Genomic DNA, 22,973 nt, shown 5'->3' on the forward strand with positions numbered 1-22,973 from the left:
GAGCCTTACCCTAGCTACCGTGACGAGAGCCGCGTACTCGCCGATTCCCACCACGGAACCACCCGATATCGCCGAAAGCGTCCCGCAGTGGACATCGCTTCAGAAACTGGGTTTCCGACTGCTTTTCACCGTTGGTGGCGGAATGCTCGCCGTCACCGGCGGTGTGGTTCTGCTCGTCACGGTGTTCGGCAGCGTCGTGGGCTTCGACGAGGGGCACTATCCATGCGAGCGACTGCTCTGGCTGCTCGCACAGATCGGCAGCTACGTGACTCGAGGTCGCAGCGTCGAGATCACCAGGTCTGCCGGTGGAGACATGTTGTGGATGTGGTGTTTCCAGCTCGGGTGGATTGTGGTGGCACTGCCGATCACCGCGTTGTGGACAGTCATGGATCGACGGCGTCCCAACTATCGGAGCCTGGCCGCCTCGCTGCTGGTGTTCGCGCGGTTCGGGCTGGCGCTGGTGATGATCTTCTACGGATGGGGCAAGGTGATTCCCGTCCAGATGGGGTACATGCCGCTGCCGGAGCATCAGCTGCAGCTGACGGGCGATACCAGCCTGTTCAACACCTTGTGGGGCTTCGTCGGGGCCTCCGAGGCGTACTCGGTCGCCATCGGGCTGATCGAACTGCTGTCGGGACTTCTGCTGCTGTGGAACCGTACGTGGGTGCTCGGAGCGGTCGGCGCGGTGATCTCCACAGCGCAGGTGTTCCTGCTGAACCTGACCTACGACGTCCCGGTCAAGCTGGTTGCGGCCCAACTGTTCTTGGTCGCCGTCGTCATCACGTGCCCGTATTGGCCGAACCTCGCGCGTGTGGTGTTCAATCGCGGTGGGACCCGGCCGGTCGAGCTCTGGTCGCCACTCTGGGCAGACAATCGTCGGCTGCGGCGCGCCGGCGTGGTCGCCAAATTCGGCATCGCCGCGCTGCTGCTGGTGATCACCGGAGTGGGGGGCGTCATGGCATACATCGGCTATCACACGCCCAGCTCAACTCTCGACGGCGTCTGGCGCGCAACGTCATTCACCATCGACGGGCGCGAAGCGACGTTGAACCAGGCGGATCCGCAGCCGTGGGTCAACGTGGCGATCACCGACCGCAACAAGGTGCCCCAACTCGGCGTGGTGAGGTTTGTCAGTCAGGTGCCCGCGGGGTACACGACCCGGTGGCTGCTCACCATCGACGGAGATCGCCTCGAGTTGCGGAAGCCGGACTCGGATGTCGCTGAGGTGGTGCTCCGCGCCAGACAACCGGACCAGGACCGGTTGGTGCTGACGGGCGAGTTGGACGGCAAGCAGATCAAGGGCACATACGAGCGGAGATTCATGGAGCGCAGCAATTCGCATTTCCGCCTCGTCAGCCCGCCGATCCCCATGGACTCGGTGCGGTAGTCCCGTCGCCAGGACAACGGATGCGCGATTGAAATCGCTTGACGCGCACCAGCGCGCATCCGTCAACAAGCCCGTCGCGCGCATATCCTGGTTTGCAGGACGACAAACCCGGCTGGCTGCCGTTATGGCACCCCGTAGCGACGGCCGGCCACGAGCGACGCCGCGCTATGCGACGCCCGGATCTCCGGGAGGCAGCAATGTTCGAGGAAGCTCAGCTGTACGCACCGGTGACGCGGTCGGGAGATGACGTCACCGTTCACCTGGCCGCCGACCACCCAGGTGCGGTCGACCCCGAATACCGAACCCGCCGCAACGAGATAGCCGCGCTCGCCATGGACTGGCGGCCGGGCACGCCACCACCGATCGCGACATACACCGACGCGGAGCAGGAGGTCTGGCGCATCGCCTGCGCTGAACTGCACAAGCTGCACCGGCGGCTGGCCTGCGCGGCGTACCTGGAGGGCCGTGAGCGGCTCCAACTACCCGAAGACCACATTCCGCAACTCATCGACGTCAACACGATGCTCAGACCGCTCACCGGCTTTCAGTACGTGCCGGCAGCCGGCCTGGTGCCGCTGCGCGAGTTCTACGGATTCCTGGCCGATGGGATTTTCCACTCCACCCAGTACCTACGGCACCACTCCGTGCCGCTGTACACACCAGAGCCTGACCTGATCCACGAGGTGGTCGGGCACGGCAACTGTCTGGCTCACGATCGTTTCGCGGCCCTCTACCGGCTGGCCGGACAGGCGGCGCGGCGCGTGGAAACGGCTGAGGCGCTCGAGTTCATCTCGAAGGTCTTCTGGTTCTCCCTGGAATTCGGTGTGGTGCGCGAGCACGGGGAAGTGCGCACCTACGGCGCCGGGCTGCTTTCCTCATACGGCGAGATCCAGCAGATCGAGCATGCCGAACTCCGCGCGCTCGACGTCGGCCGAATGGGTGTTCAGACCTACGACATCACGCACTACCAGCCGGTGCTCTTCTGCGCCGAAGGATTCGATGAGATCGAAGACGTGGTCGGCGCGTTCTTCACCGATGTCGATGACGCTATGGTCGACCACCTGCTACATGACGCTTCTGCGCCGACCTGAGCAGCGATGGGCTCAGACGATCAGCCCTTCCAGACGACCTTGTCGGTGCCGCCGGCGTCGCGATAAACAACGCTGTCGGGTGCTGTACCGCCACGCACGTCGAAGTAGATCCGGCCTGATGTTTGGCTGCCCGGCGCGATCGGTTGGTTGGGTAGACCGTCCGTCTCGTTACCCTTCATGTCCGCATAGGTCGAGCTGTTGACTGCCCGCGCGTTGAAATCGGAAATGTTGGGGGTGGGAAAGCCGTTCACAGCCTGGGCCGTGACATCCGAGTACCAGATACCGTCATTGTGACCACTGGGCTGCAAGTTGCTCACGGTGTACTCGATGGCGCCACCGGGGCTGGGTATCTCTGCCGATTGGCCGAACTGCAGCGCTTCGGGGTCGGCCAGCGCCGGTGCCGCTGCCAACACTGCTGCTGTCACGATCCCGGTGGCAACTGCCGTCGTTTTCGATGCGATCTGTGAGAACGCCATGTCAAGCTCCCTTCGCCAAGTCCTGTTGTCCAGGCGTAAATGCCGTCTGTCCTTGGGTCGGGCTATCCAAACTGGCGGGTTTCAAACCTGCCCGGCATCGCCGAGCGCCCCGGGTGGCGACGTCCGCTGGGCTCATGCGCCCGAAAACCATTGAGGTGACGGACAATACGACGGTTGGACCACCACCTGGACGGCGTCGAAGTAGGGTCTGCGCATGGACCTCGAGCCGGCCGAGCAGCGGATCCTGGGCAGTCTTCTCGAGAAGCAGGTCACAGTTCCCGCGTCGTACCCTCTGACGCTCTCTGCCCTCCGCACCGCCTGCAACCAGACCAGCAGCCGCGAGCCGGTCATGGACCTTGACGAACGAACAGTGGAGCTCACGGCCAGGGCGCTCAAGGACCGCGGGTTGGTGCGCATCGTGTGGTCTGACACCGGACGGCGCACTCTGAAGTATCACCAGACCCTGTCGGAGATCCTCGGCCTGGGTGACGACGAGCGTGCGGTGCTCACCGTGCTGCTCCTGCGCGGACCGCAGGCGCCCGGGGAGTTGCGTACCCGGACCGAGCGGCTGTTCCCATTCTCGGACCGCGGCGCGGTCGAGGCGTGTCTGGAACGGATGGGCAAGCGGGACCAACCTCTGGTCCGGCGACTCGACCGGCGACCAGGTCAGCAGGATTACCGATGGGTGCACGAGCTGGGCCCGGTCGACACGGGGGAGACACCATCGCGGCCGGCGGTCGACCGCGAGGCTCCCATCGTGGACTCGCCGGACGCCCGGGACGATCGGGTGCGGGCGACCTATGGCGTCGTGGCCCCCGCCTACGCGCGTGAGCTGTCCGATGAGCTCGACGGGCTGCCGTTCGAACGCTGGCTCCTCGATCACGTGGCCGCGGCGGTCCGGGATCTGCCGATCATGGACGCCGGCTGTGGACCGGGCCACGTGACGGCATATCTGACCGCCGCCGGCGCCCATGCGCAGGGCCTCGACCTCAGCCCGGAGATGATCGCCGAGGCGCAGCAGCGGCATCCCGACGTCCGCTACGAGGTGGGGGATCTGCGACGGTTGATGCGGCCGGCGGCGGCTGCCGGGTGGGGTGCCGTCCTCGGGTGGTACTCCCTGATCCACCTCGCTGCGTCCGAACTGCCCGGTGCCGTCGCCGCCCTGGCCCGGCCACTCGCACCCGGCGGCCTGCTGGTGCTCGCCCTGCATGCGGGTGCCGACGTGCGCCGGGTGACCAGCTGGTTCGAGGCCGAGGTGCCGGCACTGGACGTCGTGCTGCACGACGTGCCCGACGTCGTCGCGGCAGTGCAGGCGGCGGGGCTCAACGATGTCGAGTGGTATCTGCGCGGACCGCATGAGTGGCGCGGTGAGACCACGCAGCGGCTGTACGTCATGGCCCGACGGGCATGATGCCCAGACGGTGCGATACTCGTTGTGGGACAAGGGATCAGCCGAACTGCGAACCGCCTTCTATGGCCGCAGGATGTGGTCGGGGGTGACAATGTCGACGAATGCCCGCGCCGCGTCCGCGAGTTGGCTGTCGGCGGTCGCCAGCGCGTCGGCCTGCAGCCGGGTCAGTGCGATGTACTCGGCGCGGTAGGTGTCCGGCCAGTTCAGCTGCGCGGCTATGCGCCAGGCGTGGTCTTGCAGTGATCGGTCGCCGAGGAGCCGGATCCGCAGTCCACGGATACCGTCGAGGATGCGTCGGCCGACCCGTTCGTCGATCTGGCCGCGGTGCACCGATTCGTACACGAGCGCTAGCGCCTGCGAGCGCAGCAACGTCGGAGCCGCGAGGCTGTGCTGCGGTGGGATGGTCGCTCCGTCGGTGGCGAGGTCGATGGCCACCTGGGCATCGATGACGAATGTTGTCATACCAGCACCATCGCATGCCTCACGGCGAATCAGCGTGTTGGCACCACTGGGGGCCGAGCCGATTGACTTCGCTGCGGGTTGGGAAGAACATCGCTCTACACCTATCGAAGGGGCGCGCCATGGCCGCTGGGACCGATGTGAAACAAACTCTCGGGGCGCAGGGGATCTTGGTTCGCGCGGTCGAACCCGCCGACGGCGACGAATGTGCCCGGATCGTCTATGAGGCGTTTGCTGGTGTGCACGACTATCACCGGTTCCCGCGCGACTTTCCGACGGTAGAAGCCGCTTCGCAGCTCACAGGCAGCTTGATCGCACACCCGCGGTTCTGGGGCGTCGTCGCGGAGGCCGATGGCCGGATCGTCGGCTCGAACTTTCTCGACGAGCGCGGTCCGGTCCTCGGCGTCGGACCCATCACGATCGATCCTGGTGTGCAGGGGTGTGGCGTTGGTCGGCGCCTGATGGAGGAAGTGATCGGGCGGGGTGCCGGAGCGCGTGGTATCCGGCTCTTTCAAGACTCCTTCAACATGCAGTCGATCGCGCTGTACGCCTCGCTGGGCTTCGAGGTCAGGGAACCAGCGGTCGTCATGACCGGCACTCCCGAGGGTGGCCCGCCGAGCGGCATCGAAGTGCGGTCACTTGAGGAGGGCGACGTCGCGGAGTGTGAGCGACTTTGCCTGCGCGTCCACGGCTTTGAGCGCACCGACGAGTTGCGCGATGCATTCCGGGCACCGATGCTCTCACCGGTTGTCGCGGTCCGGGACGGTCGAATCACGGCCTATGCCACGACGGTCACCTTCTTCCCCGCGGCTTACGGTGTGGCCGAGACCGAGGACGACATGTGCGCCTTGATCGCGGGGGCACTCGTGGGAGGCGAGGTGCCGGCGTCCTTCATCGTGCCGACGCGGCAGGGGGTGCTCTTTCGTTGGTGCCTGAGCCAGGGGCTGCGGCCGATCAAACCGCTCACGTATATGACGCTCGGCGAATACCGGAAACCACAGGGAGGCTGGATACCGTCGATCCTCTATTAGTCGGCCGGGGACACACCAGAGTCCCCGGATGGGTCGACAGACCGAGGCAAAAATCTCGTGACGGTTTCAGTTGAGCAAAGCTCCTGCAGCGTACCCGCGATACAACAGCCGATTCTCTTTCGACGGCCTTAGTGTTGCCTGTTGTGGTTGAACCGGGCAACTCTGTGAAGCGCTGGCGCACAGCGCTTCACCTCATCGCGTCGACAATGGTGGCTGCCGCCGTCGGACTTGCCATCCCGCCCGCCGCTCACGCGGCTGCGGCCGCGGCGACGCTGTCGGTGACATCGACATGGCAGACCGGTTTCATCGCCCGCTTCGTCATCACCAACGCGAGCACGGTGCCGCTCACCGATTGGAAGCTCGAATTCGACTTGCCGCCCGGAGAATCCATCTCGCACACGTGGAGCAGCACCTTCACGCAATACGGCACACACTATGTTGTCGGCCCGGCGAACTGGAACCGCAGCATCGCCCCCGGTGGTACCGCAACGGGTGGGATCAGGGGCGTGCTGAGCGGTTTCTACTCGCCACCGTCGAATTGTGTTCTCAACGGCCAATATCGCTGCAACTAGCGGGCAGGGCGCGCCAAAGCTCGGGCGCTTCGAGGGTGCGGCTCAGGTGGCGAACAGTCTCGCCGTACGTTCTTCGTGGCGCATACCGCTGATCTCTAAGGCGGGTGTTGTGCTGGACAGGTCGTGCAGCGGACGCTCGCATGCCTCCTTTGACAGCTGAACCGCCAGCTCGGCGGCGCGGAGCTGGATGCGCTGGCTCTGCAGCGGACCCAATCGGCCCAGTCGCACCGCGGCGCTGAGTAGTGACGCCATCATCGATTGCATCGAACCCAGCACGGCGACGTGCCGGGGGATGCCCAGCCGAGACTGGACCGCACCTTCGACGACGGCCGCATGCCCCGGAAAGGTTCCGTCGACCACCCCGGCGATGTACGGATCGTCGTCGACCATGCCGATATCGCTTGCGGTGGCTGCCAGTTGGCGGCCGATTGACGTCGACGCGGTCCTGGCGTTGCCGAAAAGCTTGTACGACGCCGTCAGCTCGTCGAGTTCGGTCAGCCGGTGTGGGTCTTCTGCCACCGTCCAGGCATGAGCCGTTATCGTGGCGTCCAGGGGGGCGTGGCCGTGGATGAGGTAGCCGAGCACGGTGGCCTCGATGTTGTCGGCGTCGGCCCCGGGGTGGCCGGCCAGCCATTCCTCCAGTCCGTGACTATGCACCAACCGTCCTGCGGGAAAGGCGCTGTCATGTAGTTGCATCCACAACGCCGCCCCGACCTCGGGGTCAGTGGTGATGGCCGGCATGGTTATCCGCCGAGGTTCGGGACCATCCCTTGCGGGCCATCACGACGTCGCCTACTTCTCCCACGAGGCCCAGGTCTGCGAGCAGTTGCTTCGCCGCCTCGGTACTGGTGAACAGTGGCGCGGTAAGCCCCTCCTCGTCCACGTCGACCGGAGCGTGCTGGTTACCGAGCAGGTGACCCAGTATGAGCAGAGCACGACCGCTGTTGTCGGCGAATCGGACCCGGATGGCTGGTTCGGCAGGACGCCGCACCGCAACGACGTTGGCGCCGTCGTCGCTGAGCACAGCGCCGTCGTACAGGAAGCTGCCGCGGGGCAACTGGATCAGCACCTCGGATCCCGCGTCGGTCGTGACACGTTGGCGGTGTTTACTGGCGTCTCCCCAGCCGATGTCGGCGTGATGCACCATGCGACCGGCGAACTGTGGGTCGGTCGCGGTGCCGAGAATGGTGTCGGCATTCATCATCATCGTGGGCACCTTTCAGTGCGGCAGGACTGCGTCGCGCACGGCGGCGTGGATGGTCTCTTGGGCATTTCGTAACGTCGGTGCACGGTCGGTGGTGATACGGGCAAAAGTCCCCGCACCACGGGGCAATTCGCCGACACCGCCCCGCACGTACGGCTGGCCGGCGAGGGCCTCACGGACCACGTTGGTCACAGCTGGTCGCCCCGGCGTGAGCACCATCATGGTCGCGACGTAGTCGCCGTCGAGATACGGCGCGACCGACGGGGTGAACCGTTGGCGGTCACGTGCTATCACCTGTCCCTCACTGCGCACCGTGACGGCGAAGTCGCTGGAGGCGTAGCGGAACCGCTCACCGTGGGCAATCCGGCCGGCGGCCACGGCTTCCCACCCGATGTACGTCCCGGTCGGCGCGATATCGATGTCGAGCGTCTGATCGAACACCGAATCGGACTGCGGTATCACCGTTTTGGGAAAGTACTCCAGGATGGCGTCGGCGGATACGGTGAACCGCAGCCGATGCTTGGCGCCTGGACCGGCTCCCGCGTACACCTGGGTGGCGGCCTGGGTGGTGAGCAGGAGATGTGATCCGGGCGGACACACCGCGGTGGTGCACAGGTCGTCGTCGGAGAAGGTCCCGCCGCTGGGGCTCTGCACACAGAGCACCGCAGCGAGCGGAAACCTCTCGTCGGAATGCAGGACGGTGGTGACCCGCTGTGGATACCGCTGCCGCAGCTTGCTGATGCGGGTACGCCCCGTGACGTCGGTGCCGACGTGAACGGTCAGCTCACCGGGTGCGATCACGCGCGGCCCGGAACGAGCATGGCGCCGTCCAACAGGACGTCGGCCAGTTCGGTCAGTCCCTGTCCGGAGCGCAGGTCGGTGAACACCGTCGGCTTGGTCGGCCGGGCGATGTCGCAGTCGCGCCGCATCCCGTCGAGGTCTGAGCCCACCAGTTCGGCTAGGTCGATCTTGTTGACCACCAGCAGATCTGCTTGCAGCAGACCGATGCCTTTCTTGCGTGGGATGTCATCACCACCCGCCGTGTCGATGACGAATATCCAGTAGTCGACCAGGTCGGATGTGAAGGTGGCGGCGAGATTGTCGCCACCCGATTCGATGAGGATCAGGTCCAGATCGTCGAATTCCGTGGCCAGCGCCCGTGCCGCCGCGAGATTGGCCGAGGGATCTTCCCGGATCGCCGTGTGCGGGCACGCCCCGGTCTCCACCGCGCGCACCCGGGCCGGGTCGATGACACCGCTGCGCCTGACCCGTTGCGCGTCCTCGTCGGTCACCAGGTCGTTGGTGATCACCGCGACACTGAGCCCTCGCTGGACGAGTTCGGGGATCAACGTCTCGACCAGCCGGGTCTTTCCCGACCCGACGGGTCCACCAATACCGATGCGGATCACTTCATTCACGTTGTCTGCCTCCCTATTTCAGGGTGTAACGCCGGCCCAGCGGCACGGCTGCCATCGGGGTACTGCTGCAGAGCTCGCCATCCACGATCACCCGGTAGGTATCGGGTTCGATCGAGATGTCGGGCAGGTAGTTGTTGTGCAGTAGATCGGCCTTTGTCAGCGACCGAGCACCGCGACAGGGCACCAGCCGGCTTTGCAGGCCCAATTGCTCGGCCAATCCGCCCTCGATGGCGGCCTCGGCAACGAAGTTCACGGACACGTCGGCGGGCGCGCGACCGTAGGCGGCCCACTGCGGTCGATATTTCAGTGGTTCGCAGGTCATCAGTGAGGCGTTGGATTCACCCATCACAGACCAGGCCGGGAATCCACCCTTGAACACCACTTCGGGACGGATGCCGAAGAATTTCGGTTCCCACAAGACGATGTCGGCCAGCTTGCCCGGTTCCAGTGAGCCGACCTCATGATCGATGCCGAACAGCTTGGCCGGATTGATGGTCAGCTTGGCGATATAGCGCAGGATCCGGGCATTGTCGGCAGGCGGTCCGCTGGTCGCATCCTCGGGTAGCGGCCCGCGGGTGGCGCGCATGTGGGATGCCAACTGCCAAGTGCGCGCAATGCTTTCACCGATCCGGCCCATGCCTTGGGAGTCCGAACCCATCGCCGAAATGGCGCCGAGGTCGTGCAGCACGTCCTCGGCCGCGATCGTCTCGCGTCGGATGCGGGACTCCGCGAACGCCACGTCTTCACGGATCCGTGGATTGAGATGGTGGCACACCATCACCATGTCCAGATGCTCGTCGAAGGTGTTGAGCGTGTACGGATTCGTCGGATTGGTCGAGGAGGGCAGGCAGTACGGCTCGCCGACCACCCGCATGATGTCAGGTGCGTGCCCTCCGCCGGCGCCCTCGGCGTGGTAGGTGTGGATTGGCCGGCCGCCGATGGCGGCCATGGTGTCCTCGAAGAACCCTGCCTCGTTGAGGGTGTCGGTGTGGATCTGCACCTGCAGGTCCAATTCGTCGCCGGCATCCAGGGATGCCCGGATGGCGGCAGGAGTGGCGCCCCAATCCTCGTGGATCTTGTACCCGATGGCGCCGGCGAGGCCCTGCTCGATCAGCGGTGCGATGCTCGACGCGCTGCCATTTCCGATGAAACCGAAGTTCATCGGGAAGGCCTCGGCCGCCCGCAGCATCCGGGCCAGATTGGTGGGTCCCGACGAGGTGATACCCACCGTGACCGGTCCCAGACCGCCGCCGATCATCGTCGTGATGCCGCTGGAGATGGCCTCCTCGACCAGCCCGGCGCTGTCGAAGTGCACGTGTACATCGATCGCACCTGCGGTGGCGATCATGCCCTCACCGGAACGGATATCGGTGCCCGCGCCGATGACGAGTTCGGGATCGACCCCGGCCATGGTGCGCGGGTTGCCGGCCTTGCCGATCCCGGCGATGCGGCCGTTGCGAATTCCGATGTCGGCCTTACGGATCCCCAACACCGCGTCGATGATCAATACGTTGGTGATGACGAAATCCAACGCGCCCTCGGCGTTCGTCACGTCGCCGTGCACCGCCATGCCTTCGCGCATTGTCTTGCCGCCACCGAAGACGGCTTCGTCGCCGTAGACCGTGGCATCGGCCTCGACTTTGGCCAGCAACTCGGTGTCGGCCAGTCGGACTCGATCGCCGACGGTGGGGCCATACAGCTCGGCGTAGCGCTGGCGGCTGATCCGGTAGGTCATCTCATGCCTCCGTATCGAGGAAGCCGTGGTTGTGCATGCTGGTCATGAGCTCTCCGCTTGGTTCGGTGCTGGTCGGGCCGTTCGTCACATCGTTCTGCCCGATGACAATTTGGTCGCCCGCGTACTGCGTCAACGAAACATCCTGTGCTTCACCGGGTTCGAACCGAACGGCGGTTCCCGACGGGATGTCCAGGCGCTTGCCGAAGGCGGCGCTCCGATCGAAGCGCAGCGCCCGGTTGGCTTCGAAGAAATGGAAGTGCGAACCCACCTGGATCGGCCGGTCACCGGTGTTCTCCACGGTGACCGACGCGGTGTCCCTGCCCGCATTGAGTTCCAGATCCCCTTCAGCAGTGAGGATCTCACCCGGATTGACGGCGAGTTCGGTGGCTGTCCTGTTGCCCGGGGTGATCGCGTCGTGCACGGTCACCAGCTTTTGTCCGTCTTCGAAGAAGGCCTCTACCTGAACCGAGCCCAACAGCGTGCGTACGCCGGGCAGCACGTCGTCGTCGGTCAGTAGGGTGGCTCCGTGCGCCGCGGCTTCGGCAACGGTGGCGCCCGCGCGTGCCGCCTCGGCTACCTCGTCGGCTATCAGGGCGCGCGCCTCGGCGTAGGTCAGGGCCAGGCCGGCGGCCCGCCGCTTGCGAGCCAGCTCGGCGGCCAGAAACAGCAGCAGCCGGTCTTCGTCTTTCGGTGTCAGATGCACGTGATTTCCTTGCCCAGGGACGGTTCTGCAGGTACGGGCCGGGTTGAGCCGGTTGCTGGGATGCGCACACCTGGTGGATCAACCAAGGTCATCGTGGCGGCGCGGTGGCGGGTGAGTTTTCGCATGTGTCGTGGGCCCCTGTCGTGTGTGACGGTGAGTTCTCGACAGCGTAGGAACGGCCGCATCGCCGCGGCTATGGGAGGAATCTCCCATTTGCCGCCCCGGTTTCGTCCGGTCTCGACGGGGTATCGCTCGCCAAACACGTCCTGCCCAGGACGGTTTCGAGTTTGCCGGTTCTTCCGCGAGCTGAACGTCGTACGAAGTCTGCGAAAGCGGCGTGAATTCGTAGACCGCGGCATACAATCTGCCGAAACCGCGGCCCGAGACATGCAGGGCACAACCAGTTCGGGGCAACGGCAGGAAGGGACTTCTGGCGATGGCGGGCACCTACGCCGCGATGCTCGACAGTGACAGCGGCATCGAAAGCCGGGCTAGCGAGGTACTCGACGCCCTCGGTAAGCGGGTGGCATCGTCGGCCTCGGCGATCTGCCTGTGGGACCCGATCCAGCGTCGGCACCTCTCCATCGCCAACCATGGCTACCCCGATCAGGTGATGGATCACTTCAACACGTGGTTCGTCGACCACGATCCGTTGTTCGATGCGATGCGCAGACGCAGCCTGGGGCCACTGCGGTGGCGGGATTTTCCGGCTTACCGCACTACGTACTCGGTGACCGGGGTTTTTACCCCGGCCGGGTTCGACGAGGGGCTGTCGGCCCGACTGGTCACTGCTGATGGCGCTTATGCCGGCACCCTCCACGTCAACTGCGACGATCCGCGTTACCCCAGCGATGACGATGTCGACGAGATCAACATGCTGCGTTTGCAGATGGCCGAACACCTGGACCTCTCGGTGAGGCCGCGGATGGTGGCCGAACTGATGGGGCCGGAAGCCCAGGCCTGGGCGGTCGACCGGACCGGCCGCGCGCACCTGTTGCGGTTGGGCGGCCAGTGGGATTCAGCCCTCGATGAGAAGCTTGTCGGTGAAATGGCGTTGGCTGCGGCAGGCGGCACCACGTCGCGTTGGCATGACGGCACAGGCTGGCTGCATGTCCGCCACATCGGGACGGCGCCGCGTTTCCGGCACGACAGCCTCAACGCGGTCATGTTGATCACCCGCGCCGCGCTGCCGTTCGGGATCACCCCCCGCGAACTCGATGCACTCACCCTTGCCGCCCGCGGGCTGACCAACAACCAGATCGCGGCCCAGCTGTTCATCAGCGTCCGCACAGCGGGACACCATCTGGAGAGTGCGACCGCCAAGCTCGGCGCCAGCAACCGGGCGTCGTGCGTGTCCCAGGCCATGTCTTGGGGGCTGCTGTCCGGAAGAATGCTGCGTGACCTCGACACTGGCGGCGTGACGACCGGCTGAATTCGGGCCGTCGGTCTCCCGCGGGTCGGCTCAAATAGGAGATTCCTCCCATAGCCGCGGCGATGCGGCCGTTTCTACGCTGTCGAGAACTCACCGTCACCGACAGGGGCCCACGACATGCTCAAACTCACCCGACACCGCCGGACCGCGATCACCTATCGACAGGACACATCCCGGGCGGTGCACGAAACTGACCTGCGGCCAACCGCTTTTACAACGTTCAGCCAGAGCGGTCCGTCCGCGGAATGGATCGGCTGCTGATGGGTAACGTCGGACTGCTTTTCGTCGGAGTAGTACTGCTCGTCAATGGGCTGGTGGCCATCGGAGTCGTCGATGGCCGCGGCGCCGCACCGCTGAATTTGTTTGTCGGATCCGCTCAGATTGTCGTGCCGACGCTGGTGCTGGCGCAGTCGGGTGGTGATCTTGCCGTCATCAATGCGGCCTGGCCGAGTTATCTGTTCGGGTTCACCTACCTGTGGTTCGGGTTCATCCAGATCTTCGGCATCGACGCGCGAGGATTCGGTTGGTACTGCTCGTTCGTCGCGGTGGTGGTGACTTTCCTTGCGATCAAGAGCGTCGGCACAGATCCGGTGTTCGCCGTCATCTGGGCGACCTGGGCCATCATCTGGTCGTTGTTCTTTGTGATGCTGGGACTCGGGGTGACCAAGGCGGGGCGGGTTGACCTGGGGCATTTCACCGGATGGTTCGTGATTCTGCTGGGCATCCCGACGTGCTCCGTGCCGGCGCTGCTACTGCTCAACGGAGTGTGGACGACGTCGGTGTCGGCGGGGTTCGGTGCGCTCGTGGTGTTGGTGCTTGCGACGGCGCTTTCGGTGGCACTGGCTCAGCGCAGCGCCCGCCGCGATGGGCCGGCTGACGTCCGAAGCCATGAGTCTGAGGCAGATCTACGCGTCTGATCTGCCCCACGCGTCAGATCGCAGATTGAGGCGTCCGCAAGGGCACGAAGCGCCTGAGCTTGCCGCTGCCTGCGCTGCGCTCGAGCTTCTCGACCGCGCGTATCCGGACAGCCGGTGAAGTGACGCCAAAGCGCTGCATCGCATTGGCTACCGCGGGGGACAGGTCCTCCACGCCGGCATGCGCCACCACGAGGATGTCGGCGCCGTCCTCGGTCTGCACCACCTGGTATTCGACGATGCGGGAGTCGGTGCCGAGGATGTGCCGAAAGGCGCTGGCCGGCACCACCTGTGGGCCGTACACGAAGTCGTCGTCGCGCCGACCGGTGATGTCGGCGACCCGCGCGGACGCCATGCCGCACGCGCACGGCTCGGACGTCATCGTGATCTCGTCGCCCAGGTCGTAGCGGATGAAGGGAAACGTCCGGTTGGACAGGCAGGTCGCGAGCGTCCGTCCGTGCACCGACTCGAGGATGACCTCGTCCTCGCACACGTGCAGACCGGATCCTTGCGCGCAGCCGACGGCCTGCACACCGATTTCCGTTGAGCCCCAAAGATCGTGCAGGGGAGCGTGCCAGGCATCGACGATGGCGTCGCGGTCCGCGGGCCGCAACGGCTCGGAATTGGTGCTCACCCGCACAGGACGGATGTGCAGGTCACCCGCCAGCGCGGCGCGCGCCAGCCGGCCGATGACGCTGGCGTACCCCACCAGGTGAGTCGGCGCGTGCCGTTCGACGGCGGCGAGTACCTCGTCGAACGGTGCACCGGCTTCGATGACGACGGTCTGCATGCCCGGAGCGGTTGGCACGTCGAACAGCGGGGTGCTGGCATGAGGTGGCAGCCCTGCGGTGAGCACCGCCAGTCGCGCGTTCGGCACCGGTCCTTGTCGGCGCTCGTCACGGGCCTGAATACGCCAGGCAAGGCATGCGGTGGTGATGAAGAACTGCCAGTCCCAGACGTACACTCCGCGTACGCCGCTTGACCCGCCAGAACTGAACACCTGCTGGTCACCAGAGGTGTAGGAGAACCAGGCCTGTTCACGCAAAATGCGTTCTGCTCCAACACGATTGAGATCTGGCGTGGTGACGATTGCATCCCAGTCGGCTTGTGCCTCGGCCTTCGTCAGGATGGGGACCGACGACAGGTCGGCGGCGGTCAGCGCATCGAGGTCGAGCCCCCGCAGCCTCTCGGCGTAGAACGGCGAGCGTTCCCGCGCGTACCCGAGAAGCGATCGCAACGCCTGGTCGCGGTGGCGGCGGAGCCGATCGGCCGACCAGGCGAGGCGCTCCACGTGATCGTCGAGTGCTGCGTGGACGGCGCTGAGATGTGCGGCGCGAAGGCGTTCGTAAGCGGCCCGGTCCATGGCGGCTCCTATCTCCGAACCGAGTGTGTCACGATGGCATGGCGTGCGGCGCGAGCGCTGCCCGGCCTACCCGTTTCTCGGGTCACGGTCATCCCCAGAAAGCCTTCACCGGAACGTGTTTCGGTTCGCCGTAGACGGCCGCACCACGCTGACAGCTGCGGGGCACATTGCGATCAATGCCACATGGCCAAGCCGGGGTGCGTCGGTAGGGTAGCCGGCGCGGAAGAACCCGACCATCCGTGAGGCGAGCGTGTATCCGTTCATGTCTGTGCTCCTTCGACAGCTGGTATGTGCAGTTGCGTACCGATCTTTCGGCGCGCAACAACTGTCACCCGGGCGTACCGGTCTCGGCTCCCTTGTGCGCGCAAGCCGCGCAATGCGCGATCTTCCGCTTGTGCGCATTGTGCTCACCGTCGCTGGTCACGTGCTGCGACCCGGAGCGAGCTCGTCCAGACGCGCGTTGAGCGTGGCGGAGATGGCGCCCAGCGCAGCTACATCCGCGTCGGTGAGCACATCGAGGACCATCCGGCGCACCTCCTCCACGTGCCCGGGAGCTGCCGCCGCCAGGTAGCTCTCTCCCTGGTCGGTAAGAATGGCCAGCGTGTAACGACCATCAGTCGGATCGGGCTCGCGACGCACGAAACCGCGCTTCTCCAGGCGCTTTACCAGGTGCGACATCCGTGACAGCTCGGAACCGGCCAGTGTCGCCAGTACCGACATTCGGATCTGGCGGTCCGGCGCGTCGGCGAGGCCTGCGAGCACGTGGTACTCCACGACACTGAGGCCGAAGTCGCGCTGCAACTGCTGTTCGAGCGCGGCTGGCAAGCGGGCAACAAGCAGTGTGAACGACTGCCAAGCCGTCAACTCCTGACTGCTCAGCCAGCGCACCTCCCGCACCTCATCCACGTGGTGCACTTCACGACCCATCTCACACCTCTCATGACTTGAATATTCAAGTCGTCTCAGACTACATTGGTTGAACGTTCAAGTCAGGGGATCAAATGACCATCCACGTTCCCAGCCAGGGTGTCTACCGTATCGACCCCGTCGCTTCCGGAATCGACTTCCGGGCCAAACATCAATTCGGGACCGGCACCGTCCGCGGCAGTTTCGCACTGACCGGAGGTGCGGTTGTCGTGGCCGATCCGCACGAAGGCTCCACCGCGCATGCTTCAGCGGATGCACGTAGCTTCTTGTCAGGCAACAAAATCCGCGACCGGAAGGTGAAGTCCAAGGCGTTCCTCGATGCCGAGACGTACCCGGAGATTTCCTTCGCGTCCACATCCTTCCGGCAGACCGACGACGTCTGGCGCCTGGGAGGGATTCTCACGGCACGCGGTGTTGCCGCTGCTGCCAACTTCACTATCGAATCCCTCGAGCTCGAAGCGGAAGACATCGTCGTCTCGGCGACAGCGAAAATCGACCGATACGCCCACGGCATCACCGCCGCAAGAGGTATGGCCGGCCGCCACCTCTGGCTGACCGTCAACGTCCGCGCCAGGCGTCAGGACTGACTCGCCGACATCCGCACCCGACAGATCGGAACATCATGACCTCTTCACTCGCGTCCACTCGGGTCGTCCAGACCGATGGCGGTCCGCTGACTGTCATCGAGACAGACCAACTCCTCATTGCGCGTGGTGTCCGCTATGGCAGGGCCGCCCGCTTCCGCGCGCCCGCTGCCGTCGAGCCCTGGGCCCAACCGATCGACGCCACGCGTCCGGGTACCTACTGCCCACAGGCACCCAGTTTCATCAAGCACATGATGGGCGACGTATTGAAGGGCCTTGAGGCGAACGAGGATTCGTTGGTGCTCAGCGTGCACGCGCCACGTGACGCGTCCTGGTTGCCGGTCATGGTCTATTTCCACGGCGGTGCCTACGTGACCGGAACCGGCGAATCGATCAGGTACCGGCCCACCAGCCTTGCGATCGAAGGCAACGTCGTCGTGGTGAACGTGAGTTACCGGGTCGGCATCTTCGGTTATCTCACTCCGACCCGCGAAGGCTCTGAGACGAATCTCGGGCTTCGAGACCAGATGCTTGCGCTGCAGTGGGTCGCGCGAAACATCGCGTCATTCGGCGGTGATCCGCAGAATGTGACCATCTTCGGGCAGTCGGCAGGAGGGGATTCGGTGGCTTCGCTTCTGGTCAGCGAGCCGGTTCGAGGACTCTTCCGACGCGCGATATTGCAGAGCGCGCCACTGGGAATGCGCAAGGGGCGCGACGCGATGCACCGCGGGGTCCGAGCCGCCGCGGACGAAGCGCTGCGATCACGCCCCGCGGACCTCTCCGCCGCAGAGTTGCTCGAAGTGCAGCAGATCGCCGCGCAGGTGGGGCGACGGTATGGCTGGTCGGGTGGAATGCCCTTCGGGTTTCACTACGGTGAATACCCGCTTCCTACGGAGAGTGGGGAAGCGGCCGTCATCGCGCAGCACGCCCCTGACGTCGACATCTTCTTGTTCCACACGCGCGACGATGCGCTTCCGTTGGTCCAGATCGATCCCGCCTTCTCGCGCTTCATGAAGCTCGGCCCGCTCGGCAAGGTGATCATCAACGGCGTCTCGAAGATTGCGACAGCGCTGATCTTTGATCTCCCGTCACGACGGATGGCGAAGGCCTGGCGCGCCGCCGGTGGCACTGCCGGCCATTACCGATTTGACTGGAAGCCGGACCACACCGACTTCGGTGCGCCGCACTGCATGGAACTTCCGTTCCTGTTCGGCTCGGACGACGACTGGGCAGACGCCCCGATGCTCGGTGAGTACGCCGGAAACGCCAACGCGCGTCTGCCGATCGGACGGCAACTCCGGGCTGCGTGGGCACAGTTCGCCCATGATGGAACCATGCCCGCCGAGACCTCTTATCTTCGTCGGCTGAGCTGATGTGGCAGGCAGGTGATGTGAGTGTCGCTTACCGCCCGGCACTCAATTCCATGGCGATCCTCTTGGCCACTCGCTGTGCCTGCTTGCCGAAGTGGCCGATCAAGGCGGGCCGGCTGAGGTAGCCGAAGAAACGCAGCCCCGGAGCGGCAGCAGTCTTGCCCATGACCAACGGCCTGCCGTTGTCGTCGAGGACGCCCAGGTGGCCGAGCAGTGAGGTCAGGTCTCGGCGATACCCCGTCGCGGCGATGACGACGTCGGCACTCAGCTTGGTTCCGTCGGCGAGCAACACCTTGTCGGCATCGAAAGACTCGACGGCGCTCACCACTTCGATCGAACCGTTCTTGATGGCGTCGATCACATCCATGTCGACCAGCGTGGGGGATTGCCCCAGACGGCGATCACGCGTGAACACACCCTCGTCCGGGATTGGCAGCCCGAACTGGCTGAGGTCACCGATGCTGGTCCGGCGCGCTGCCCGGGCGACCGCATCGGCAATGCACGTCGGAGCGTGATACAACGGCAGCGCAACCCAGTCAGCCGGCAGGCCGCCCGGCATGGACCTCAACATGATGTTGGGCGGCGTCCGGACCGCCAGCCACACGTGGTCGGCGCCGCCGGCCGACAGGTCGTGTGCGATCTCCAGCCCTGAGGCGCCCGCGCCGACAACGAGAACCTTGCTGCCGCGGTAGCTCTCGGGATTGCGGTATTCCGAGGAGTGCAGGAGCTCGCCGGTGAACTGGTCGACGGCCGGCCAGTCGGGAAGCTGGGGCGCATGCTGTTCACCTGTTGCCACCACTACTTGCTGAGCAGCGATGTCGCTGGTCGCCGCACGCAGTAGCCACCTGTTGTCGTGTCGGTCAATGCGCGTTATCTCCGTGCCCAGCCAGAGCTTGATGCCTGCCTCGCGGGCGTGGCGGTCGAGATAATGCACCACCTGGTCGCGGTGTGGAAATGTCGGTGTTCCCCTGGGGTAAGGGCGATTCGGTAGATGTGAGAACCGTCTTCCGGTATTGAGCTTGAGGCGGTCATAACGTCTGCGCCAGGACGCTGCCACCTCGCCTTTGTCGATCAGCAGCGGGTGCAGACCCCGGTCGCGCAAGCTGACGGCCATTGCCACGCCGGCCGGCCCCGCGCCCACCACCGCGACTTGTGCCGCGGTCATCTGACTGTTTTCGTCGGTCATGGCTGGTGAATGACTTCCTTTGGGGAGGATTGATTCTCATACGAGTGAGTAGCGAATTGGCAGGTGCTTGAGGCCGCCGACAAATGTCGTTGCGGCCAATTCAGGCTTGCCCGCGAGCTCGATCGACACCAGTCGAGGCAGCAGTTCCCGGTAGAGACTGCTGATCTCCATCCGCGCCAGTGCGGCCCCGAGACAGAAGTGCACGCCCTGCCCGAAGGACAAGTGCCTGTTCGGGTTACGGCCGACATCGAAGCGAAACGGACGGTCGAATACCTCTTCGTCGCGGTTGCCGGACACATACGCCAGATACACCGCATCTCCTTCATTGATGTCGACACCTCGCACCACCGTGTCGGCGGTAGCGGTGCGCATGAATTCCTTGACAGGCGTGCTCCACCGGATCATCTCCTCGACCGCGGTCGGCATCAGCGTGAGGTTTTGCGTCAATCGTTGTAATTCACTCGGGTTTTCGATTAATGCTCGCAGCCCGCCGGAAATGGCGTCCTTGGTGGTGTCGTGGCCGGCAGCGGCCACGAGCACGTAGTAGGACGCAGTGTCCATGTCGGAGAGCGGTTCGCCGTCGATGCGGCCGTTTGCGATCGCCGAGGCGATGTCACCGGTAGGCTTTTCACGACGTGACGCCGTCAGCGTGGCGAAGTAGTTGAGGAAATCCTCCATCACCTCGAGGGTGTCCGCGGCTCCGTGGCCCCGCTGGTGTCCAGTGTCGTCGCGGCCGAACATCTCCTGGGTCAGCTCGTGCATGAGAGGAAAGTCCGACTCGGGAAGACCGAGCAAGGACAGGATCACGTAGAGCGGAAACCCGACTGCTATGTCGGTCACGAAGTCGCATTCCGGTCCGATGTCGCGCATTTTGTCGACAAAGCGCCTGGCCAGTTGGTTCACCTGCGCCGTCAAGTCGCGCATTGCCGCGGGACGGAACCAGTCCGCCCCGATCGCACGCATCTTGCGATGGTGTGCGCCGTCCATCTGGACCAGGGTGCGCATGCCGGTTCCTGCGTCTTGGGCTGCCTTCATCAGATCCTCGGGACCGGAGGGCGTGAGGACCGGCCGGGGAGCACTGATGAACAGGTCGTTGTCACGCTCGATCGCCACGATGTCCGCGTGCTTGGTGATCGCCCAGAACGGTCGGTACGGCGGATGGTTCACCCACGCAACGGGATTGCGTTCGCGCAAGTGGCGCAGTGCTGCGTGCAGCCGGTCGTCGTCGGCGTATGCGGTCGGATCAGTCAGCACTTTGGCGGCACCATCCACCACGGATGTGTTCATAGCGGATCCTTTCCGAGAAGTAGTCAGAAGTCGACGGGCGTCGGACGCCGCGCTCAGAGTCCGATCGGCTCTAGCCGCCCGAGGATTTCCTCGCGTCGTGCCTCGAACTGCTCCGGCAGCTGGAATCGCTTGCCCAGCTCCAGCGGCGACTCGTCGCAGTCCCATCCACCCTCGTTGTGTGTCACGGCCAGTTCGAACAGGGCGCCGCCGGGCGACCTGACGTACACCGACTTGAAGTACCTGCGGTCTCGTACCTCGGACATATCGGTGTAGCCTGCACCCTCGATCTCGAATTTCAGGTCCGCTTGATTCTCGAGAGTGTCTGCATTCCAAGCGAAGTGGTGTATGGTCCCAGCGCCGTGGGTCCACGTCCCCGGCGCGTCCGTGCGATTGACAACGAGTTCGACCGCGCCGCCGAGGCCGGACTTTCCTGCCGCCAAGGCAAGCCGGTCACCTTCGGTCAACCCCTCGCGTGCACCGAGATGATCGGCGGCGAACTCTACGGCGGTGTCCAGCCCCGTCACATGTATACCGAGGCCGTAGATTCCATGGATGGCGTACTCCTCGGGTACGCCGTTGCCGCTATACCCACGACGAGGGTCATCGTCGACCTCGACCAGCTGATACTCGATGCCGCACGGATGTCGGAACAACAGGCGGCGACGATCGAATACCGTTGCGTCCCGGACATCTGCCGCCCGGGTGTTCAATCGCGCGGACCAGTAATTCAATGAATCCGCAGGGGCTGCGAGCAGGACCTCACGTGCCTGGTTGGTACCGCGTCTGCCGTACATCCCGGCCTGGGCGAACGGGAACGTGGTGAGCACCGCGCTCGGATCGCCCTCGGCGTTGCTGTAATACAGGTGATAGATCGGGATCGCTCCATCGAACAGCACCGTTCGTTTGATCAGCTGCAGCCCGAGCACCCCGACGTGGAAGTCGATGTCTTCCCGGGCTCCGCCCACCGACATGGTGATGTGATGGCTGTCGACGATGTAGGACATGTGCTTTCTCCTTCTGGGTGATCCCCGCTGATGCTGATGTGCGCGCATCCGGGGCTGAGTCAAGGGCGGTCAGCGCGCTTTGGAAGGAAGCGGAATGGCGTTGAAGATTCCATCGGGGTCATAGTGGGATTTCGCGGCCGCGAGCCGTAGTGCGTTGTCGCCGTGGGCATTTACGATCTGCTCGTGATCCTCTGGGCCGAGAAGGTTCTGGTAGCCACCGGGCATCGCGTGTGGTGCAAGTGCCGCCGCCGCTGCGTCGGACCAGGCGCGGTGGGCGGCGCCGTCCCCGGTTTCCCAGCCGGCGACGACCTCGACGACGAAATGTGGGCTGCGGTACGCGAACGCGGTCTCGTCTGGGGCCACGCGGGTCGACGCGCCGTGGCAGTGGTGGATCGAGATGCCACTCGGCAGCGCGGGCAGTTTCAGACCGGCCTCGAGGAGTGTATCGATGACCCCCGGCGTGAAGTCCGCGACCGTGCGAGTGCGAATCGCCCAGTGCTGTCCACGGACATCCCACGTGTCGAACAGGCGGAGCCATTCGCGATAGGTCATTGGGGCGACCTGTGTGGTCAGCGGTGTTCCAAGCTTGCCGAGTGCATCGAGAGCGGCTTCGCCGCCACGTTGATCGCCGGTCCAGGCCGGGGCAAGAAAAACCGCCGGTTGTCCGTCAGGGCCGCGAAGCAGACCGCTGAGTACGGTCAGTTCTTCCGGCGCAGTCGACAACACTGCACCCAGCCCGCTCCACACCGTCGCACCCTGCGACCACGGAAACGTGATCATTCCGCCGATCAACTGATCGAGTGGATGCAACCGCAGCTTCATCGCGGTCACCACGCCGAAGTTGCCACCGCCGCCGCGCAGTGCCCAGAACAGCTCCGGCTCGTGCCTCGCGTCGGCTGTGACGATTCGACCGTCTGCAAGGACAATCTCAACGCCGAGCAGGTTGTCGATGGCAAGGCCGAACCGCCCGTTGAGTGGTCCGTAGCCCCCGCCGAGGGTAAGTCCGGCCATGCCAACGCCACCGCAGTTGCCGGTGACAGCTACCACCCCGTACGGCGCAAGTGTGTCGATCAGGTCAGCGGCTGTGACGCCCCCGCGCACTGTTGCGACCTGCGAATCGGCATCGACGGTGACACTTCGCATCCCGGACATGTCGATCACGAGGCCGCCGTCACACACCGCGCGACCTGCCCAGTCGTGGCCGCCGCCGAGCACGGATAGCCGCATCCCACGCGCACGTGCCACCCGGATGGCTTGCTGTACGTCCTGGGACGACTCGGGTCGCACGATCAGTGCCGGACGATGTTGCACCGCGGCATTCCAGACCAACGGTGCACCGTCGGGTATCTGCACCCGGGTGGCATCAGTCCGGCTCGTCAGGTCGCTGTGCGCCGCGGCTACCAAACCAGTTTTGTGCAT

At 64.9% G+C, this 22,973-nt stretch carries 23 protein-coding genes; 9 read left to right on the forward strand and 14 right to left on the reverse strand.

Translation table 11 applies throughout. From position 1 onward, the window contains the following. The first annotated feature begins 43 nt into the window (after positions 1 to 43). Together BTO20_RS16945 and BTO20_RS16950 are read left to right on the forward strand one after the other, a co-directional pair. Positions 44 to 1,387 carry a hypothetical protein gene (locus tag BTO20_RS16945; protein ID WP_332460324.1) on the forward strand — a complete coding sequence of 448 codons (1,344 nt, stop codon included), beginning with the start codon at positions 44 to 46 and terminating at the stop codon, positions 1,385 to 1,387. Positions 1,388 to 1,584: 197 nt separating this feature from the next. After that, a complete protein-coding gene (locus BTO20_RS16950) occupies positions 1,585 to 2,478 on the forward strand; it encodes a phenylalanine 4-monooxygenase (protein ID WP_087077510.1) in 894 nt (297 codons plus the stop codon). Between the two features lie 20 nt (positions 2,479 to 2,498). On the opposite strand, the gene BTO20_RS16955 is transcribed toward BTO20_RS16950, so the two are convergent. Then, entirely contained in the window at positions 2,499 to 2,954 is a 456-nt protein-coding gene (locus BTO20_RS16955; RefSeq protein ID WP_087077511.1) for a DUF1942 domain-containing protein, read from the reverse strand. 214 nt (positions 2,955 to 3,168) lie between these two features. Between BTO20_RS16955 and BTO20_RS16960 the strand changes: the two genes are divergently transcribed. Continuing rightward, the gene (locus BTO20_RS16960) at positions 3,169 to 4,365 is read left to right on the forward strand and encodes a DUF480 domain-containing protein (protein ID WP_087077512.1); all 1,197 of its coding nucleotides are present in this window, start codon (positions 3,169 to 3,171) and stop codon (positions 4,363 to 4,365) included. Positions 4,366 to 4,425: 60 nt separating this feature from the next. On the opposite strand, the gene BTO20_RS16965 is transcribed toward BTO20_RS16960, so the two are convergent. After that, entirely contained in the window at positions 4,426 to 4,827 is a 402-nt protein-coding gene (locus BTO20_RS16965; protein ID WP_087077513.1) for a type II toxin-antitoxin system VapC family toxin, read from the reverse strand. 62 nt (positions 4,828 to 4,889) lie between these two features. Here BTO20_RS16965 and BTO20_RS16970 point away from each other — a divergent pair, with 62 nt between their 5' ends. Continuing rightward, complete coding sequence (locus tag BTO20_RS16970) at positions 4,890 to 5,855, forward strand: GNAT family N-acetyltransferase (protein ID WP_198344418.1); 966 nt, start codon at positions 4,890 to 4,892, stop codon at positions 5,853 to 5,855. A 143-nt stretch (positions 5,856 to 5,998) separates the two neighbouring features. Beyond that, positions 5,999 to 6,427, forward strand: coding sequence for a cellulose-binding domain-containing protein (locus BTO20_RS16975; RefSeq protein ID WP_232491165.1), 429 nt, complete (start codon positions 5,999 to 6,001; stop codon positions 6,425 to 6,427). A gap of 42 nt (positions 6,428 to 6,469) precedes the next feature. Here BTO20_RS16975 and BTO20_RS16980 read toward each other — a convergent pair whose 3' ends face one another. The 6 genes from BTO20_RS16980 to BTO20_RS17005 are packed head-to-tail and all read right to left on the reverse strand — an operon-like array spanning position 6,470 to position 11,487. After that, complete coding sequence (locus BTO20_RS16980; protein ID WP_087077515.1) at positions 6,470 to 7,168, reverse strand: urease accessory protein UreF; 699 nt, start codon at positions 7,166 to 7,168, stop codon at positions 6,470 to 6,472. Continuing rightward, entirely contained in the window at positions 7,149 to 7,634 is a 486-nt protein-coding gene (locus BTO20_RS16985; RefSeq protein ID WP_087077516.1) for an urease accessory protein UreE, read from the reverse strand. The genes BTO20_RS16980 and BTO20_RS16985 overlap by 20 nt, the downstream gene beginning before the upstream one ends. A 12-nt stretch (positions 7,635 to 7,646) precedes the next feature. Then, the gene (locus BTO20_RS16990; RefSeq protein WP_087077517.1) at positions 7,647 to 8,432 is read right to left on the reverse strand and encodes an urease accessory protein UreD; all 786 of its coding nucleotides are present in this window, start codon (positions 8,430 to 8,432) and stop codon (positions 7,647 to 7,649) included. After that, a complete protein-coding gene (gene ureG / locus BTO20_RS16995) occupies positions 8,429 to 9,049 on the reverse strand; it encodes an urease accessory protein UreG (RefSeq protein WP_087077518.1) in 621 nt (206 codons plus the stop codon). The genes BTO20_RS16990 and ureG overlap by 4 nt, the downstream gene beginning before the upstream one ends. A 13-nt stretch (positions 9,050 to 9,062) precedes the next feature. Then, positions 9,063 to 10,784 (reverse strand): urease subunit alpha, encoded by a 1,722-nt coding sequence (gene ureC / locus BTO20_RS17000; RefSeq protein WP_087077519.1) that lies wholly within the window; start codon positions 10,782 to 10,784, stop codon positions 9,063 to 9,065. A gap of 1 nt (position 10,785) precedes the next feature. Beyond that, the gene (locus BTO20_RS17005) at positions 10,786 to 11,487 is read right to left on the reverse strand and encodes an urease subunit beta (protein WP_087077520.1); all 702 of its coding nucleotides are present in this window, start codon (positions 11,485 to 11,487) and stop codon (positions 10,786 to 10,788) included. A gap of 436 nt (positions 11,488 to 11,923) precedes the next feature. On the opposite strand from BTO20_RS17005, the gene BTO20_RS17010 reads away from it, so the two are divergent. After that, positions 11,924 to 12,919, forward strand: coding sequence for a helix-turn-helix transcriptional regulator (locus tag BTO20_RS17010; RefSeq protein WP_087077521.1), 996 nt, complete (start codon positions 11,924 to 11,926; stop codon positions 12,917 to 12,919). 260 nt (positions 12,920 to 13,179) lie between these two features. Beyond that, a complete protein-coding gene (locus BTO20_RS17015; RefSeq protein ID WP_198344419.1) occupies positions 13,180 to 13,836 on the forward strand; it encodes an AmiS/UreI family transporter in 657 nt (218 codons plus the stop codon). A 13-nt stretch (positions 13,837 to 13,849) separates the two neighbouring features. Here BTO20_RS17015 and BTO20_RS17020 read toward each other — a convergent pair whose 3' ends face one another. Next, positions 13,850 to 15,196, reverse strand: a complete 1,347-nt coding sequence (locus BTO20_RS17020) for a phenylacetate--CoA ligase family protein (protein WP_087077523.1) — start codon at positions 15,194 to 15,196, stop codon at positions 13,850 to 13,852. Between the two features lie 420 nt (positions 15,197 to 15,616). Next, positions 15,617 to 16,123, reverse strand: coding sequence for a MarR family winged helix-turn-helix transcriptional regulator (locus BTO20_RS17025; RefSeq protein ID WP_087077524.1), 507 nt, complete (start codon positions 16,121 to 16,123; stop codon positions 15,617 to 15,619). A gap of 74 nt (positions 16,124 to 16,197) precedes the next feature. Between BTO20_RS17025 and BTO20_RS17030 the strand changes: the two genes are divergently transcribed. Both BTO20_RS17030 and BTO20_RS17035 read left to right on the forward strand, forming a co-directional pair. Further along, the gene (locus BTO20_RS17030) at positions 16,198 to 16,710 is read left to right on the forward strand and encodes a YceI family protein (protein WP_087077525.1); all 513 of its coding nucleotides are present in this window, start codon (positions 16,198 to 16,200) and stop codon (positions 16,708 to 16,710) included. Positions 16,711 to 16,745: 35 nt separating this feature from the next. After that, positions 16,746 to 18,080 carry a carboxylesterase family protein gene (locus BTO20_RS17035; RefSeq protein ID WP_087077526.1) on the forward strand — a complete coding sequence of 445 codons (1,335 nt, stop codon included), beginning with the start codon at positions 16,746 to 16,748 and terminating at the stop codon, positions 18,078 to 18,080. Between the two features lie 28 nt (positions 18,081 to 18,108). Here BTO20_RS17035 and BTO20_RS17040 read toward each other — a convergent pair whose 3' ends face one another. From BTO20_RS17040 to BTO20_RS17055, 4 genes are all read right to left on the reverse strand, one after another. Further along, positions 18,109 to 19,242: a flavin-containing monooxygenase gene (locus BTO20_RS17040; RefSeq protein WP_087082225.1), complete on the reverse strand. Its 1,134-nt coding sequence runs from the start codon at positions 19,240 to 19,242 to the stop codon at positions 18,109 to 18,111. Between the two features lie 57 nt (positions 19,243 to 19,299). Next, positions 19,300 to 20,550 (reverse strand): cytochrome P450, encoded by a 1,251-nt coding sequence (locus BTO20_RS17045; RefSeq protein ID WP_087077527.1) that lies wholly within the window; start codon positions 20,548 to 20,550, stop codon positions 19,300 to 19,302. A 53-nt stretch (positions 20,551 to 20,603) separates the two neighbouring features. Further along, positions 20,604 to 21,554 carry a VOC family protein gene (locus tag BTO20_RS17050; protein ID WP_087077528.1) on the reverse strand — a complete coding sequence of 317 codons (951 nt, stop codon included), beginning with the start codon at positions 21,552 to 21,554 and terminating at the stop codon, positions 20,604 to 20,606. A gap of 69 nt (positions 21,555 to 21,623) precedes the next feature. Beyond that, positions 21,624 to 22,973 carry an FAD-binding oxidoreductase gene (locus BTO20_RS17055; RefSeq protein WP_087077529.1) on the reverse strand — a complete coding sequence of 450 codons (1,350 nt, stop codon included), beginning with the start codon at positions 22,971 to 22,973 and terminating at the stop codon, positions 21,624 to 21,626.

Source organism: Mycobacterium dioxanotrophicus (assembly GCF_002157835.1).
In the GTDB taxonomy this organism is placed as follows: Bacteria; Actinomycetota; Actinomycetes; order Mycobacteriales; family Mycobacteriaceae; genus Mycobacterium; species Mycobacterium dioxanotrophicus.

Excerpts from the sequence above, each read along its gene's own strand:
- BTO20_RS17015 (WP_198344419.1), top strand. The coding sequence starts at position 13,180 with ATGGGTAACGTCGGACTGCTTTTCGTCGGAGTAGTACTGCTCGTCAAT.
- BTO20_RS17055 (WP_087077529.1), bottom strand. The coding sequence starts at position 22,973 with ATGCACAAAACTGGTTTGGTAGCCGCGGCGCACAGCGACCTGACGAGC.
- BTO20_RS17040 (WP_087082225.1), bottom strand. The coding sequence starts at position 19,242 with ATGACCGCGGCACAAGTCGCGGTGGTGGGCGCGGGGCCGGCCGGCGTG.
- BTO20_RS17030 (WP_087077525.1), top strand. The coding sequence starts at position 16,198 with ATGACCATCCACGTTCCCAGCCAGGGTGTCTACCGTATCGACCCCGTC.
- BTO20_RS16980 (WP_087077515.1), bottom strand. The coding sequence starts at position 7,168 with ATGCCGGCCATCACCACTGACCCCGAGGTCGGGGCGGCGTTGTGGATG.
- BTO20_RS17035 (WP_087077526.1), top strand. The coding sequence starts at position 16,746 with ATGACCTCTTCACTCGCGTCCACTCGGGTCGTCCAGACCGATGGCGGT.
- BTO20_RS16965 (WP_087077513.1), bottom strand. The coding sequence starts at position 4,827 with ATGACAACATTCGTCATCGATGCCCAGGTGGCCATCGACCTCGCCACC.
- BTO20_RS16950 (WP_087077510.1), top strand. The coding sequence starts at position 1,585 with ATGTTCGAGGAAGCTCAGCTGTACGCACCGGTGACGCGGTCGGGAGAT.
- BTO20_RS17045 (WP_087077527.1), bottom strand. The coding sequence starts at position 20,550 with ATGAACACATCCGTGGTGGATGGTGCCGCCAAAGTGCTGACTGATCCG.
- BTO20_RS16960 (WP_087077512.1), top strand. The coding sequence starts at position 3,169 with ATGGACCTCGAGCCGGCCGAGCAGCGGATCCTGGGCAGTCTTCTCGAG.
- BTO20_RS16955 (WP_087077511.1), bottom strand. The coding sequence starts at position 2,954 with ATGGCGTTCTCACAGATCGCATCGAAAACGACGGCAGTTGCCACCGGG.
- ureC (WP_087077519.1), bottom strand. The coding sequence starts at position 10,784 with ATGACCTACCGGATCAGCCGCCAGCGCTACGCCGAGCTGTATGGCCCC.
- BTO20_RS16985 (WP_087077516.1), bottom strand. The coding sequence starts at position 7,634 with ATGATGATGAATGCCGACACCATTCTCGGCACCGCGACCGACCCACAG.
- BTO20_RS17050 (WP_087077528.1), bottom strand. The coding sequence starts at position 21,554 with ATGTCCTACATCGTCGACAGCCATCACATCACCATGTCGGTGGGCGGA.
- BTO20_RS17020 (WP_087077523.1), bottom strand. The coding sequence starts at position 15,196 with ATGGACCGGGCCGCTTACGAACGCCTTCGCGCCGCACATCTCAGCGCC.
- BTO20_RS17025 (WP_087077524.1), bottom strand. The coding sequence starts at position 16,123 with ATGGGTCGTGAAGTGCACCACGTGGATGAGGTGCGGGAGGTGCGCTGG.
- BTO20_RS17010 (WP_087077521.1), top strand. The coding sequence starts at position 11,924 with ATGGCGGGCACCTACGCCGCGATGCTCGACAGTGACAGCGGCATCGAA.